General features: G+C 32.2%; 14 protein-coding genes and 1 pseudogene. All 15 read left to right on the forward strand.

The window, feature by feature from the left end; all coding sequences use genetic code 11:
- Position 1 precedes the first annotated feature (1 nt).
- On the forward strand, positions 2–1321 hold the full coding sequence (locus IRZ99_RS03630; protein ID WP_194655968.1) for a hypothetical protein: 1320 nt from the start codon (positions 2–4) through the stop codon (positions 1319–1321).
- Positions 1318–2457, forward strand: coding sequence for a glycosyltransferase family 1 protein (locus tag IRZ99_RS03635; RefSeq protein WP_194655969.1), 1140 nt, complete (start codon positions 1318–1320; stop codon positions 2455–2457). Before IRZ99_RS03630 ends, IRZ99_RS03635 begins: the two co-directional genes overlap by 4 nt.
- A 2-nt stretch (positions 2458–2459) precedes the next feature.
- Entirely contained in the window at positions 2460–3125 is a 666-nt protein-coding gene (locus IRZ99_RS03640; RefSeq protein ID WP_228519005.1) for an acyltransferase, read from the forward strand.
- 40 nt (positions 3126–3165) lie between these two features.
- Positions 3166–4239, forward strand: coding sequence for a glycosyltransferase (locus IRZ99_RS03645; RefSeq protein WP_194655970.1), 1074 nt, complete (start codon positions 3166–3168; stop codon positions 4237–4239).
- 3 nt (positions 4240–4242) lie between these two features.
- On the forward strand, positions 4243–5361 hold the full coding sequence (locus IRZ99_RS03650) for a glycosyltransferase family 4 protein (protein ID WP_194655971.1): 1119 nt from the start codon (positions 4243–4245) through the stop codon (positions 5359–5361).
- 383 nt (positions 5362–5744) lie between these two features.
- Positions 5745–5903: pseudogene (locus IRZ99_RS21285) on the forward strand (DapH/DapD/GlmU-related protein); the annotation flags it as partial.
- 4 nt (positions 5904–5907) lie between these two features.
- Positions 5908–6738 (forward strand): glycosyltransferase family 2 protein, encoded by an 831-nt coding sequence (locus IRZ99_RS03660; RefSeq protein WP_194655973.1) that lies wholly within the window; start codon positions 5908–5910, stop codon positions 6736–6738.
- On the forward strand, positions 6735–7679 hold the full coding sequence (locus tag IRZ99_RS03665) for a UDP-glucuronic acid decarboxylase family protein (RefSeq protein ID WP_194655974.1): 945 nt from the start codon (positions 6735–6737) through the stop codon (positions 7677–7679). The genes IRZ99_RS03660 and IRZ99_RS03665 overlap by 4 nt, the downstream gene beginning before the upstream one ends.
- A gap of 118 nt (positions 7680–7797) precedes the next feature.
- Positions 7798–8550, forward strand: a complete 753-nt coding sequence (locus IRZ99_RS03670) for a glycosyltransferase family 2 protein (RefSeq protein WP_228519006.1) — start codon at positions 7798–7800, stop codon at positions 8548–8550.
- 242 nt (positions 8551–8792) lie between these two features.
- Positions 8793–9557, forward strand: a complete 765-nt coding sequence (locus IRZ99_RS03675) for a polysaccharide biosynthesis/export family protein (RefSeq protein WP_194655975.1) — start codon at positions 8793–8795, stop codon at positions 9555–9557.
- 86 nt (positions 9558–9643) lie between these two features.
- Positions 9644–11977, forward strand: coding sequence for a tyrosine-protein kinase family protein (locus IRZ99_RS03680; protein ID WP_194655976.1), 2334 nt, complete (start codon positions 9644–9646; stop codon positions 11975–11977).
- A gap of 65 nt (positions 11978–12042) precedes the next feature.
- Positions 12043–12474 (forward strand): VanZ family protein, encoded by a 432-nt coding sequence (locus tag IRZ99_RS03685; protein WP_194655977.1) that lies wholly within the window; start codon positions 12043–12045, stop codon positions 12472–12474.
- The gene (locus IRZ99_RS03690) at positions 12444–13844 is read left to right on the forward strand and encodes an exopolysaccharide biosynthesis polyprenyl glycosylphosphotransferase (RefSeq protein ID WP_194655978.1); all 1401 of its coding nucleotides are present in this window, start codon (positions 12444–12446) and stop codon (positions 13842–13844) included. The genes IRZ99_RS03685 and IRZ99_RS03690 overlap by 31 nt, the downstream gene beginning before the upstream one ends.
- 16 nt (positions 13845–13860) lie before the next feature.
- Positions 13861–14061 carry a hypothetical protein gene (locus tag IRZ99_RS03695; RefSeq protein ID WP_194655979.1) on the forward strand — a complete coding sequence of 67 codons (201 nt, stop codon included), beginning with the start codon at positions 13861–13863 and terminating at the stop codon, positions 14059–14061.
- Between the two features lie 306 nt (positions 14062–14367).
- Positions 14368–14820, forward strand: coding sequence for a hypothetical protein (locus IRZ99_RS03700; protein WP_194655980.1), 453 nt, complete (start codon positions 14368–14370; stop codon positions 14818–14820).
- The last annotated feature ends 239 nt before the right edge of the window (positions 14821–15059 follow it).

The raw sequence follows: 15059 nt of genomic DNA on the forward strand, positions 1-15059 counted from the left end.
AATGGATAGTACGATAGAAGAAGTAGTAGAGCCAAAATATAACTTTTTAAAAATAGCTATTTGGTTATATTTTTTACTTTGGATTTTTGAAGGTGCTTTACGTAAATGGGTTTTACCGGGATTGGCTACGCCATTACTGATTGTACGTGATCCTGTTGCTATTTTTATAATAGGAAGGGCTATCTATGAGAATGTGAAATTTATAAATCCATATATTATTTTTGGATCTATATTTACCTTGTTTGGGTTAGTAATTACACTAACATTTGGGCATGAAAATCTTTTCGTAGGTATTTATGGTGCCAGAATTATGCTGCTTCATTTTCCACTTATCTTTATAATTGGAGAAGTTCTGGTAAAAGAAGATGTGCTAAAAATCGGGCGATTTCTTCTGGTAATGAACATTTTAATGACAACTATTGTTTATTTTCAATTTATAAGTCCTCAGACAGCATTTATAAATATTGGCGTTGGAGGAGAAGGAAGTGCAGGATTTTCCGGAGCAATGGGTTACAGTAGGCCACCAGGAACATTTTCGTTTATTTCAGGTTTGTCTATTTTCTATACAGCGGTCTCTGTCTTCGTTTTTTATTTTTGGTTGTCTAAGGATTATTGTTCCAAAATTTTACTTTATACCAGTACCATTGCCTTAGTTATTGCCTTACCTCTTACTATAAGCCGTGGTGCAGTTGTAGCTGTTGCTATTGTAGGCTTATTCGCCATCATCGCGTCAGTAACTTCAGGTAAAATGTTAGTTAAATTACTTATTAGTGGTATTGCTTTTTATTTAGTGATACTCATTTTACAAAAATATTCTACAATATTTAGCTTAGGTACTGAAGTATTTATGGATCGTGTTGATACCGTAAATAAAGTAACTGGCGGAGGTTTAACGGATTCAATTTTTTTAAGGGCGATAAATGAATTCACCGGACCTATCTTGGAACTATTTGATCAGCCATTGTTTGCAGGAAATTTAGGTATGGGTACAAATGCTGGTGCCCAAATGTTAACGGGTAAAATTGTCTTTCTGGTTGGAGAAACAGAGTTTAGTCGCATAGGTGGTGAACAGGGAATTATTTTTGGAGGGGGACTTATGGTTTTGCGTATCGTTTTAGCAATTAGTATTGCTTTTCAGTCTTTTAAATTACCAAAAGAAGAAAAACTCCTGCCATTTATTATTTGCGGAGCTGCCTGCATAGCAATATTTCAAGGACAATGGGCTCAACCCAGTATTTTAGGTTATGCCGTTATTATGACGGGTTTAGTTATGGCTAGTTTAAAAAAGGACGAAACTTCGTCGAAAAAAAATAGTTTATGATTGGAAGAATAATTTTAATTGGTAATTATAAGCCTGACAAGCAGTTTAGCATGCAAATTTTTGAAGTTCTAATGGCAGAAGGATACACAAAATCTAAGCTTCACGTTAAAGTGATTCGTCCTGGTGAGATATTCAGAAAATTAAGTTTAAATAAGCAAGGCGTAATGAAGTGGTTAGGATATGTAGATAAGTTTTTTTTATTTCCTATTCAGCTTTTAGTTACGAGAAGTATAAATTTTATCTTGTTTAGATCAGTAAGCTATCATATTTGTGATCATTCAAATGCTTTTTACCTTTATTTTCTACCTAAAAAGAAAACAATTATTACCTGTCATGATGTTTTAGCAATAAGAGCAGGCCTTGGATTTGGAGATACTTATTGTCATGCCACAAAATCTGGCAAAGTATTGCAAAAGATAATTTTAAAAGCCTTATCAGGAGCTAAAAAACTGGCAGCAGTATCTGAATTTACATTAAATCAATTATTGGAGATTGATACAAAAAGTGATAGCAACAAAAATTGGATAATTATTCATAATGCTTTATCTGAAAAGTTTGTGCCTTTGCCAGAAGAGCAGATTCAGGAAGTATTGAATAAGTTTCAACAACTAAAAGGCAAGGACATTATTTTGCATGTAGGTTCTGATCTGGAACGTAAGAACAGAAAATTATTAATCTATATGATTTATGAATTGCAAAAGAATTGGGATGGATTATTAGTTTTGGCCGGAGAAGCACTAAATGCACAACTGCTTGAGTTAATTCAAAAATTAAATGTTTCCGATAGAATTTTGCAAATACAGAATCCTAGTGATAAGGAAATTATAGCACTTTATTCCAGATGTCAGGCCATGATTTTCCCTTCTTATTCTGAAGGTTTCGGCTGGCCAATAATCGAAGCTCAGGCTTGTGGATCGCCTGTTATTACAAGCAATAAAGCTCCTATGATGGATGAAGTAGGCGGAAATGCTGCATTATATGCTGATCCAAACGATGCAAGCTCTTTTGCAAATCAGTTTTTAAAATTTAATGATATAAAATTTAGAAACGCTACCATTACACTTGGATATGAAAATGCAAAACGATTTGATTTCAGTAATACAATTCGTCAATATGTTGAATTAATAGAAAATTAATCATGATGATACTAAAAATAATAACCGTTTTATTGCCTTGGCCTTTAAAACGATTTGTTCTGGTTCATTTTTTTAAATATGAAATTCATTCATCAGCCAGAATTGGTTTTTCATGGATTTATCCTAAAAGGCTTATTATGGATTTGGATTCTAATATTGGAAACTTTAATGTCGCAGTACATTTACATTTAATGATAATTGGAAAACACTCTAGTATTGCAAGAGGTAATTGGATCACTGGATTTCCTACTAACACTAATTCGAAACATTTTTCCCATCAGCCAGACCGCAAATCAAATTTAATAATTGGAGAACATTCGGCTATTACAAAAAAACATCATATCGATTGCACTAATATGATTCAGATAGGCAATTTTGTTACAATTGCAGGTTATTCAAGTCAATTGCTTACCCATTCTATTAATATCGAATTAAATATTCAGGACAGTCATCCCATAACTATCGGAGATTATTGTTTTGTTGGAACTGCTTCAACTATTTTAGGCGGCGCGTCTTTACCAGCTAATTCTGTCCTTGGAGCAAATGCCTTATTAAATAAAAAGTTTACAGTTCCTTACAGATTATACGGTGGAAATCCTGCTAAAGAAATCAAAGAATTGTCAAAGAATTGTAAATATTTTAATAGACAAAAAGGTTTTGTCTTTTGAATACTCAAACTATCAACATAACTAACATAATGATCCAGGCATGAAAATAATTCATTATATAGCTAGTATTGATAAAAGTGGCGGTGGAACCACAGAATATATGCGGTTGCTGAGCGCAGCATTAAAAAAAGATACCACCTTTAGCATTGCTACAGGTATTTCTAAGGATCCTATAAATATTGAAGGTATTCCAGTAAAGTTTTTTAATAGCAAGTTATCCCGATGGTTTTCCTTGATGAACGAGTTTCACAGTTTTCTTAAAAGTGAAAAGCCAGATATTGTGCATATTAACGGAATTTGGACCCCTCAAAATTGGGGTTTTCAAAATGTAGCTCAAAAACAGGGAATAAAAGTTATTGTCTCTCCACATGGCATGCTGGAACCCTGGATTCTGGCTCATAATTCATTCAAAAAAAAGATAGCATTGTTTTTATATCAAAAGAGAGCTCTGAAACAATCAATATGCCTTCATGCAACTGCTCAGATGGAGGCAGCAAATATTAAAGCTTTGGGTTATAAAAATCCTATTCATATTATTCCAAACGGAATTTATTTAAGTGATATAAAAGTGATTAAAGAATATTACGGAACAAAAAAAATGATATTTATGTCCCGGATTCATCCTAAAAAAGGTATTGAAATCCTGTTGGAAGCGTGGAGGAATTGTTATACAGAGGATTGGACTCTTGAAATTGCAGGCACAGGCGAGGAAAATTACATGGCTAGTCTAATTCAAAGTGTTGAGGATTTAGAAAATGTGCGTTTTGTTGGAGCAAAGTATGGTGAAGAAAAGTGGGACTTCTTGAGATCTGCCGATGTAATGGTACTACCAACGCATAGCGAAAATTTTGGAATTGTAGTTGCCGAAGCTTTGGCGGTAGGAGTTCCGGTAATAACAACTCAAGGTACACCGTGGGAAGATTTAGAAATATATAAATGTGGGTGGTGGATTGATTTATCGGTTAGGAATTTAGAAGATGCATTAGTTAAAGCCTTCAATGCACCAACAATGTTATTAGAAGTTATGGGAAGACAAGGTCGGGAACTAGTGAAAAATAAATACGACACAGAGGTCATGGGTAAACAAATGTTGGAATTATACAAGAATATCTAAGCGATGAAAATAACAATAGTTCAGGGTGCTTTTTTTCCTGTGCCCCCATTAATGGGCGGAGCTGTTGAAAAAATGTGGTACGGTTTAGCAAAAGAATTTGCTAATCGGGGACACGAAGTAAACTATATCTCAAAATCATTTGAAGGACTTTCAAATGTTGAAAGTGAAGATGGAATTGACCATATCAGAGTAAAAGGCTACAAAGCACCATCTTCTGGTATTGTACTAAAGATTCTGGATTTATTTTACACTTTAAAAGCCGTTCGAAAAATTGCCACTAATACAGATATCATAATTTCGAATACCTTTTGGCTGCCTATTATTTTATCATTGAAGCAAAAGAAAAAATGTATGATAGATGTGGCAAGAATGCCAAAAGGACAAATGAAATTTTATACAAAAAATGCACGTTTAAGAGCTAATTCCAGCCCTGTAGCAAAAGCTATAAAAGATGAAATTAAGACCGAATACTTTGATAAGGTCGTTATGATTCCAAATACATTGCCTTACAGAAACACAACTACTATTGATTTTTCAAAAAAGCAAAAAATAATTTTATATACAGGCCGAATTCATCCAGAAAAAGGTTTAGATATTTTGATAAAATCTTTTGTCACCCTTGACGCAAAAGATTGGCAATTACTTATTGTAGGTCCTTATTCTACAGAAACCGGAGGAGGAGGAGAAACTTATCTGGATAAACTAAAACAGTTAGCCCAAAATAGCAACGTGAGATTTTTGGAACCTATTTTCGATATCGATAAATTAAATGTAATATATTCAAAAGCCTCTGTGTTTGTCTATCCTTCTATAGCCGAACAAGGCGAGACTTTTGGCGTTTCACCGTTAGAAGCTATGAGTTGGGGATGTGCTACAATAGTTTCAAATTTAGACTGTTTCAAAGATTTTTTAATTCATAATAAAAATGGTTTGTGTTTCGATCATCGCGCAGAAAGAAGAGTCGAAATTTTGAGTCAGTACCTTAAAGACTTAATAAATAATCCAAAACTAATCAATGACTTAGCAACAGCAGGCTTGATGGTAAATGATACACATTCCAATGAAAAATTAGCAGCAGAATTCTTAAATGAATTTGAGTCTATGAAAATCAAACAAAATTAGGAATGAAACAAAAGCATTCTCAAAATTCACCATACGATTCACCATGGTCAGTATCGCAGCGTATTAAAATGATAGTATGGGAATATGTATGGTTATTATTTTGTACCTGGACTCCAAAACCTGCTAATTCATGGAGATTATTTTGGCTCAAATTGTTCGGATGTAAAATTTATGGAAAACCATTTGTACATCAGAGGGCAAGAATTCAAATTCCATGGAACCTGATCTTGCACGATCACGCATGCCTCGGCGATCGGGCCAATGCTTATACGTTGGGAGTTATAGAAATATTTGAGCACGCCACAGTAGGCCAGGAAGTATATCTGTGTACTGGTACTCATGCATTTAATGAACCTGCTATGAATTTAATTACGAGTAAAATAGTAATACAGAGAAATGTTTTTATTGGGGTAAGAGCCATCATAATGCCTGGTATAATAGTAGGAGAAAATGCTATTATAGGCGCAGGAAGTTTAGTGACTAAAAATGTCGAAAAAAATACAATAGTAGGAGGAAATCCTGCCAAACTTATAAAACCTAGAAGCTTTGAATAAAATTCCAATTTCTGTAATCGTTTCTGTAAAAAACGAAGCTTTAAATTTACCATCTTGCCTGGATAAATTAGAGCGTTTTGATCAAATAATCGTAGTAGATTCCTGCAGCACTGATGATACTCCGATTATTGCAAAGACCAAGGGGGCTGAAGTATTGCAATTTCAATGGAATGGTAAATTTCCAAAAAAACGCAATTGGGCATTACAAAATGCTGACCTTCGCCACGAGTGGATTTTGTTTTTGGACGCTGATGAATTTGTTTCTGATGAATTTGTAAACGAAGTCGGTATCAAAATCCACGATCCTTATTATAATGGTTTCACAATACGTTTTGAAAACTATTTTATGGGAAGGAAACTTAAATATGGGTATGGATTTCAAAAGTCGGCCCTTTTTAAGAAATCAAAAGGTGCCTATGAAAAAATCGATGAAGATTTGTGGAGCCATTTAGACATGGAGGTACATGAACATCCAATTATTGAAGGTAAGGTTGGGGTTATTAAATCGAAAGTTGTTCATAAAGATTTTAAAAACTTAGAACATTACATATCCAAACACAATGCTTATTCTACTTGGGAAGCCCACAGATATCTGCAGTTAAAGCAGACGAAAAATACGCTGTTATCTTTCAATCAAAAAATTAAATACAGCCTGATTAATACAGGATTACTTCCTGCAGTCTATTTTTTGGGCGCTTACTTTTTGAAATTAGGCTTTTTAGATGGTAAGGAAGGATTTTATCTGGCACGTTTTAAGTCACATTACTTCTTTCAAGTTCAAACTAAAATCGATTCATTCAAAAATAACATCGAATTAAAATGAAAAGAATATTGATAACTGGAGGAGCTGGATTTGTCGGTTCTCATTTGTGCAAAAGATTGTTGAATGAAGGAAATGAAGTGATTTGTCTGGACAATTACTTTACGGGAACTAAATCAAATATAATTGAGCTGTTGGATAATCCTTATTTTGAAATGGTAAGACATGACATAACAGAGTCTTATTATGCTGAGGTTGACGAGATTTACAATTTGGCTTGTCCTGCATCTCCTGTTCATTACCAATATAATCCGATAAAGACAATTAAAACTTCTGTAATGGGAGCCATCAATGTTTTAGGATTAGCCAAACGTGTTAATGCTAAAGTGTTGCAAGCCAGTACTAGTGAAGTGTATGGAGATCCGTTGGTACATCCTCAAACCGAAAGCTATTGGGGGCATGTAAATCCAATAGGTATTCGTTCCTGTTATGACGAAGGAAAGCGTTGTGCCGAAACTTTATTTATGGATTATCACAATCAGAACAAAGTTGCCATTAAAATCATTAGAATATTTAATACTTACGGGCCTAATATGAACCCTGGTGATGGGAGAGTGGTTTCAAATTTTATTGTACAGGCTCTGCAGGGAAAAGATATTACCATTTTTGGAGATGGTTTGCAAACTCGTTCATTTCAATATGTTGACGATTTAGTTGAAGGCATGATTCGTATGATGGGGTCTGAACCTTCATTTCTGGGTCCGGTAAATTTAGGTAACCCTAACGAATTTACGATGCTCGAGCTGGCCCAGACAATTATTGAATTGACAGGTTCTAAATCGAAAATTATTCATCTTGATTTACCACAAGATGATCCCAAACAAAGGCAGCCAGACATTTCTTTGGCAAATAATAAGCTTAATGGCTGGGAGCCTAAAATACAATTGCGAGAAGGCTTGATTACTACGATCAGCTATTTTGATAAGTTGTTATTAAAACTATAAGCACTTCTTTTTTATACAATAATACAATTTATTTCTACTTTTTTTCCCTCAGTTTTTTATTGGGGGATTAGGTTTTTATACGCTAAAAATTCAGTTAGTATTAATCTTAAAATTTATTATGATGAGAATAACTATTATAACCGTATGTTTCAATAGAAAAGCTACTATCGAAAAAGCTATCAAAAGTGTATTGGAACAAAATTATCATGATATTGAATACATTATCATTGATGGCAATTCTACAGATGGAACAAAAGAAATTATTGAATCTTACGGAGACAAAATATGCAAATTTGTCTCAGAACCTGATAGTGGAATGTATGATGCAATAAACAAAGGGCTCAAATTGGCAACAGGAGATGTGATTGGTTTAATGCATTCTGATGATGAATTTTATGATAAAAAGGCCGTTGGAAGAATTGCAGCCCGTTTTAATGCAGACTCTAGTATTGATGGCGTTTATGGTGATGGCGTTTATGTTTCGAACGATAAGGAAGAACGCCTGATTCGCGATCGGATAGGAGGTGTCTTTAGTCTCAAAAAAATTAAAGAAGGTTGGTTGCCTTTGCATCCTACTGTTTACCTAAAGAAAACAATAATTGATCATAATGGTGCTTATAACCTTGACTTTAAAATAGCATCAGATACTGAATTCTTACTTCGTTACTTATACAAATATAAAATTAAGATGAGTTATATCAATTCTTATATTGTTAGAATGAGAATGGGAGGTATGAGTACCAGTTTTAAAACTGCATTTGAAGTTTTATATGAAGACTATAAAATTTATAAGTTTCATGGTTTAGAAGCAATTATGGCTGTTTTTCTTAAAAAAACGATTGCTCTAAGACAATACATGCTGCATTTATAAAAGATCAAAATTAATCTGTCTACTTTGTTTTTTGATAGTCTTAATCATCAGTGAAAAAGTGGGTTAACAGAAGGATTTTCCAAATAAATAATTTAAACAAAACCAGTAATTATAACCAGGAAATGAAAACTTTTTTAGTTTATGAGAACATTCTGAATAAGGATATTTTCAGCACTAAAATAGTTTTCATTTTAATTGATTAAAATCTGGATTACACAAATATTAATATTTATACAGTTAAAATGAAGAAAATTTTCCTTTCGATTATTTTATTGCTTTTATTGATGCTTCAGTCTTGTACAACCAAAAAGCAAATGTTGTATTTGCAAGATTTAGATAGCTATGCGAACTCTAATTTAAATTATACATCGAGTAAAATACAACCGAATGATATTTTAAAAGTTGAAGTTGGTGATCTTAACCCTTTAGTAGCGGCGCCTTTTAATATAAATACGACTTCGACTTCACAAACATCAGTAGAAATGATGAGGTTATCAGGCTATTTAGTGACTCCTCAGGGGAATATCACGCTGCCAATTTTAAACGAAATTAAAGTGGGTGGTTTAACACCGGCAGATGCAGAGATAAAAATAAAAGGGCGTCTTGTAAATGAAGGCTATTTAGTAAATCCTACAGTGCAGGTTCGCGTTCTCAATAATAAATTTACCATTTTGGGAGAAGTGAATGCTCCTGGTGTAATATCTTTTAGTGAAGAGTCTATTAGTTTACTTGATGCAATAGGTCTGGCAAAAGATTTAACGTATTCAGCCATTCGAAAAGATGTAAAACTTATTAGAGAACAAGACGGAAAGCGTTTGGTTTACCACATCGATTTAACTACAGCTGCATGGATGTCTAATCCAAATTTTCGAATAAGACAAAATGATGTTATTGTGGTAACGCCTAATAAACTAAAAGTAAATAGCGGGGGATTAATCAAGGACCCGATACAACTGCTGGCTATATCTGCCTCTATTTTAACAGTTATTCTTTTGCTGACAGATTAATACGATATAGAAGAGAATTTTCATTTTAGCATTCAATTTGTTGTGCTTCTTAAATAGTACTACCATTTCTACTTAATTAAATAATTATGGATTTTAAAAAAGAGTTTTTAAAGTATTTACAGTATTGGCCTTGGTTTTTGCTAAGTTTAATTTTATGTGTAGGTGCCGCTTTTATTTTTATCAAAATAGTACCACCAACATATCAAACTTCGGCTTTGATCTTTATAGATAAAAAACAAGAAGACAAAACAAAAATAATTACCATCACTACGAATCAAAAAAGTGATGATGATAATGTAGAGGAAGAAATCCGCCTGATTACCTCCAATGAATTTTTGATGGATGTAGTAAAAAATGTGAATTTAAATATCAGTTATTTTGAAAAAGTTTATACCATTCAAAATAATAATGTAAATGAAGTTCCTTTTATTTTAAAATTTACGGTTTCTAATGATTCATTACCACTAGTTTCTTATGACATTAAAGTAAGTAAAGAAGGATTTACCATCACAAATCCTGATACCGAAGATCAATATAACGTTAAAGGATACAAAGGAGATCAGATCATCAAAGGTTTACCATTTAAAATTCAGTTATCTGAAAAAGCGAAGAAAAATCCAGCTTATTATTTCGAAAACGAATATAAAGTGAGTCTTGAACCTACAGCTATTGCTTTAAAAAATCTAAAGTCATCACTTATTGTTTTATCCGATGAAAAGTCAAAAGGAACAATAGAATTAAATCACACTGGTTCAAGCCCTGTGCTTTCAAGAAAAATATTAAATGAAATTATCGTTTTGCTGGATAAAAATATTGTTATCAACAAGCAAAAATTATTTACAAATACGGTTTCTTACTTAAATCAAAGAATAAAAAGTTTCACTAAAGAAAAAGATTCTATTGAAAGTGTAAAAGAAAAATATTTGCAAAATAATGATATAGCGGTAATGGACAATTATGCTATCGAAAGAACCGCCGAGAGAAGCCAGAAAAAAGAAAGCTCTATGCTTAATGAAAAACAAATTACGCTTACTAGTTATGCTATTAGCGATATTAAGAGATCTGGTGCTACCCAAACTTTAGGTACAGATTACAATTTAGAATCACCGATAGTCAATCAAATGCTTTTAAATTATAATGCAAAACTTCTTGAGAGTGAAGTAATCCTGGAAAGAGCACAAAAAAACAATCCTGCCTACATTACTTTAATAACCCAATTAACTAGTCAAAAGCAGCAGATAGTGAATACTTTAGAAGGTTATTTAAACTTTTTAAATCAAAATAACAGAGTTAATAAATCAGAAGAAAATATTGCCGAATCAAAAGTTAAAAACATTCCTACGCAAGATAAAGTTTTGGGCAATATCAATAGTGATCTTAGTATGAAAGAAGAAACCTATGTAGCATTATTACAAAAGAGAGAAGAAGCTGTTTTGAATGGTGCGATTTTAGAATCAAATTTAAATACTTTAAATGCGCCAGAAACGAATTATACAGCAATTTTTCCGCAACCAAAATCATTTTTGCTGGGTGCTTTTATGTTTGGTTTACTTCTTCCTTTTGGATTCATATACCTGCGTTTAGTCTTAGATACTAAAATACATAACGAAGACGATATTCTGAAAATAATGTCTAATGTTCCTATTGTAGGGTACATTCCTAAAGTAGATAATGGTGAAAAACTTGATAACACAGCTACTTCACGTTCTATGATAGCAGAAGCAACACGTACTGTGGTTTCAAATATATCTTATTTACTACCAAAAAAAGAGGAAATGAAAGGACGAGTAATATTGTTTACTTCTTCTATTCAGGGAGAAGGGAAATCCTTTAGTGCATTTCATAATGCTATAACCGTTAGCAACCTCAATAAAAAAGTATTGCTAATAGGTGTCGATCTAAGAAATCCTCAATTGCATGATTATTTTAAAGTGGATAAAAGTAAGTTAGGACTCACCAATTTCCTGGCTAATAAAAGTGATGACTGGAAAGGATTCGTGCAAAAAGATACTATGTTTTCTAAAAACCTGGATATTTTATTTGCAGGAGAGGCTCCCCCTAATCCATCACAATTAATAACCAATTCTAATTTTGAATCTTTAATTGAAGAGGCAAAAAAGCTTTATGATTTTATAATACTTGATACTGCACCGGTACAAATAGTATCTGATACACTCAATTTTAGTTATTTGGCTGATGTTACTGTATTTGTAGTAAAATATGGTTTTACAGATAAAAGTAATTTAGTTCACATAAATAATTTTATTAAGAAGGAGCAGTTAAAAAATGTAGGGATCCTTATAAACGGAGTAAATATGAAAACCGCATATGGCTATGGACTAAACTATGGTTATCAATACCAGGAAGCAAAGATAAAACGTCCCTGGTATAAAAGAGGCCTTACGATGAAAGAAGCCTAATAATCGCCTGGCGCTACAAATCCATCTCAAACAAAAAACTGTTTATTAATATTAAAAGATAAAAAATGGTTCATAAAATACTTCTGATGATATTGCTTTTAATTATCGCTGTCGTTTTTTATTTTTCCTGGTTACCTGATCCCAGCCTTAAAAGTGAAAGCTATTTACCAAACTGGCTTTTGAAGTGGAGTAATCATTATTATAATTTACGTACTGCTATTCCTTTTATAGCTGTCGGTTTTTTACTAGAAGCCTATACGAAGTACAAGAATTCAAATGAATTAAATCCTGCTAAAAATTTCAATTTTATACAAAATATTGGTATCGCGGCAATAATTGTTTGTATAGCTGAGGGCGGGCAATTTTTAATTCATAAGAGAAGTCCGGATTTAATGGATGTTTTATACGGAATTATTGGAAGTGTAATAGGGGCAGTAGGTTACAATTTATTTAAAAAAAATCAGAAATGCGAAACAGACATAAATTTACGTTCATAATTTGCTGTGCTATTGTAGATATGATCGCGATGGTATTTGGTACCATACTGTTTTTGAATTATGCAAGTGAAGAAAAGATCGGATGGAATGCCTTATTTCTGAATAAGATGATTCCAATTACAATTTTAAGTTGGTTATTCTCGGTTACTTATTTTCAATTATATAAAGTAAATGTCCTTTTCAGTTTAGAAACCTTTTTTCGCAATAGCTGGCGTGCTTTCTTTACACAAAGAATATTGTGGCATAGTTATATATTTATTTTTCAGGATAATGTATTGTACTTCTTTAGTAGCAGGGCAAATTTATTTCAAATAAGTTTTTTACTGTTCTATTTTTTGCTATCCAGAATTTTATTTACTGTAGTTATAGGACAAATTAAAGGATGGGTTTTCAAACGTTATACAGTTGCTATATGGGGGTTTAACAAAACAAGTATCGAATTGGCATCTCATTTAGAGAGCAATTCTTTTTTTATTGATTTCGTAGGTATTCTCAACGAAAATTCTTCCGTTGAATACATAAATAATGAAGATTTTAGTGAAGCGCTTTCCGAAGCTATTGATAATGCATCCAGAGATAATATTAATGAATTATTCATAGTATCTAAGCCCGATTTCATCTCAGATTTAAATTATTTCTTTGAGCTTGGAGATAAACATTGTATGCGTTTGAAATTTGTTCCTGATTTTTCATCCATTTCAAAAAAACATTTTAATTCCAGCCATTTAAACAATTTTCATGTTATCAAACCACGTTTTGAACCATTACAAAATGCCTACAATCGGTTAGTTAAGAGAATATTTGATCTTGTTTTCAGCATGTTGGTGATTATTTTCATTTTGTCATGGCTTTATCCTTTGTTAGCCATTCTTATTAAGAGACAAAGTAAAGGACCTGTTTTATTTAAACAAATGCGAACGGGTAAAAAAAACGAAAATTTTTGGTGTTATAAATTCCGAAGTATGTATGTAAATATGGGGGATGAAAGTGAACAGGCAAAAAGAGAAGATTCCCGAATTACACCTATTGGGAAATTCCTCCGACGTACTAGTCTGGATGAGATGCCTCAATTTTTTAATGTCCTGATGGGAAAAATGAGCATAGTAGGACCACGGCCTCATATGGTCAAACATACCTCAGACTACAATGGTCATATTAATAATTTTATGGTTCGTCATTTTGTCAAACCGGGAATTACCGGTCTGGCCCAAGTGTCGGGACTTAGAGGCGAAACCAAAAAAGTATCCGATATGAAGCGCCGCGTTACGACAGACATCGAATATGTGCAGCGCTGGAGCTTAATCACTGATATTAAAATTTGCTTATTAACAGTTATTGTAACCTTGAAAGGAGATAAAAATGCTTTTTAACTAAAAAATAGAAATTATGGATATTACTAATTACTTTGTTGGTTTACTTACAGGAGTTTCTGTGACAACCTTTTTTATTGGGAAAGAATGGTATAAATATTATACGAAATACACGATTCAACAAAAACAATTGGATCGGGTTTTGAAATTGAATGATAAAATTAAAAAAATTAAGAATTTGAGTTCAACAGGAACTTCGAATCTTAATGTTGGTTAGAATCATTTTCTTCGTTTATTATTTACAGGAATATTTTGCAAAAATTAACCCTATCGGTTATTATTTTTTGTGAAGTGAAATAATATTGTCTTTTATTAATTTTTGTCAAAATTGATACTTGTTTGCACTCAAAGTTTCGCAGAGTTTATAATTGAATTTAATAATAATTCTTTCCTTGTTTTAAGCATGTCTTTTAAAGTGTTCGGAATATAAAACAGGCTCTTTTTTATATTCCGGGATAATTTCCTGTCACTATATAATTAGAGTATAAATTATTATAAGAAAGATAAATATTAATTCTTAAAGATGATTAAAAAAAGAGTTTTAGTTCGGGATAATAAAGGAATTTTTTTAAAAATGTTTAAAAGAAAGTTTAAAGATGAATTTGAATTTTCTGAAGACTCTTTTTTACTGAAAAATAAGAACAAACTGGATAATTTTGATTATTCGGTATTTGTAGTATATGACTATTCAGAGCTGGTAGAATTTTTCGAATTAGATAGTATAAGAACAAATTTTACGGTTTGCTTATTTAGTAAACATCTTTACAATAGTTTATCATTGATAGAAGAAATTAAAGACTTAGTTTTAATAGATGCTTCAAAAAATAAGGCAGAACTTTTTGAAGATTTGAAATTGTACTTTAAAAAACCATCAGGTTTAATCCCCAAAATAGCACGTAGAAAAAAAATCGTAGACTCAAAGATTTATAAAATACAGCTGGAAATACTTCAAAAAGCATTATTCTATTTAACGTAATTAAGTGTAAATAATCATTTTTTAATAAATAAGACTGCTTTTGAAATGATTCGTCTTTGAGCTAAAAAAGGAAATTTATAACTAGAATTTGTAGACTCAAATACTTTTGAGTAGAAAGAAAAACAAGAAATTTTATGCCCTAAAAGGAGCAGTAATAAAGCACAATTGTGAACTCGACGCTAATTTGAGTTTCAAAAAAAAATCCATTATAAATAAAGGCCGGAATTATTAAATTCCAG

Source organism: Flavobacterium sp. LC2016-12, from assembly GCF_015351595.1.
GTDB lineage: Bacteria > Bacteroidota > Bacteroidia > Flavobacteriales > Flavobacteriaceae > Flavobacterium.

Bases quoted from the DNA above. Each gene is read 5' to 3' on its own strand.
- IRZ99_RS03630 (WP_194655968.1), top strand. From the start codon at position 2: ATGGATAGTACGATAGAAGAAGTAGTAGAGCCAAAATATAACTTTTTA.
- IRZ99_RS03635 (WP_194655969.1), top strand. From the start codon at position 1,318: ATGATTGGAAGAATAATTTTAATTGGTAATTATAAGCCTGACAAGCAG.
- IRZ99_RS03640 (WP_228519005.1), top strand. From the start codon at position 2,460: ATGATGATACTAAAAATAATAACCGTTTTATTGCCTTGGCCTTTAAAA.
- IRZ99_RS03645 (WP_194655970.1), top strand. From the start codon at position 3,166: ATGAAAATAATTCATTATATAGCTAGTATTGATAAAAGTGGCGGTGGA.
- IRZ99_RS03650 (WP_194655971.1), top strand. From the start codon at position 4,243: ATGAAAATAACAATAGTTCAGGGTGCTTTTTTTCCTGTGCCCCCATTA.
- IRZ99_RS03665 (WP_194655974.1), top strand. From the start codon at position 6,735: ATGAAAAGAATATTGATAACTGGAGGAGCTGGATTTGTCGGTTCTCAT.
- IRZ99_RS03670 (WP_228519006.1), top strand. From the start codon at position 7,798: ATGATGAGAATAACTATTATAACCGTATGTTTCAATAGAAAAGCTACT.
- IRZ99_RS03675 (WP_194655975.1), top strand. From the start codon at position 8,793: ATGAAGAAAATTTTCCTTTCGATTATTTTATTGCTTTTATTGATGCTT.
- IRZ99_RS03680 (WP_194655976.1), top strand. From the start codon at position 9,644: ATGGATTTTAAAAAAGAGTTTTTAAAGTATTTACAGTATTGGCCTTGG.
- IRZ99_RS03685 (WP_194655977.1), top strand. From the start codon at position 12,043: ATGGTTCATAAAATACTTCTGATGATATTGCTTTTAATTATCGCTGTC.
- IRZ99_RS03690 (WP_194655978.1), top strand. From the start codon at position 12,444: ATGCGAAACAGACATAAATTTACGTTCATAATTTGCTGTGCTATTGTA.
- IRZ99_RS03695 (WP_194655979.1), top strand. From the start codon at position 13,861: ATGGATATTACTAATTACTTTGTTGGTTTACTTACAGGAGTTTCTGTG.
- IRZ99_RS03700 (WP_194655980.1), top strand. From the start codon at position 14,368: ATGATTAAAAAAAGAGTTTTAGTTCGGGATAATAAAGGAATTTTTTTA.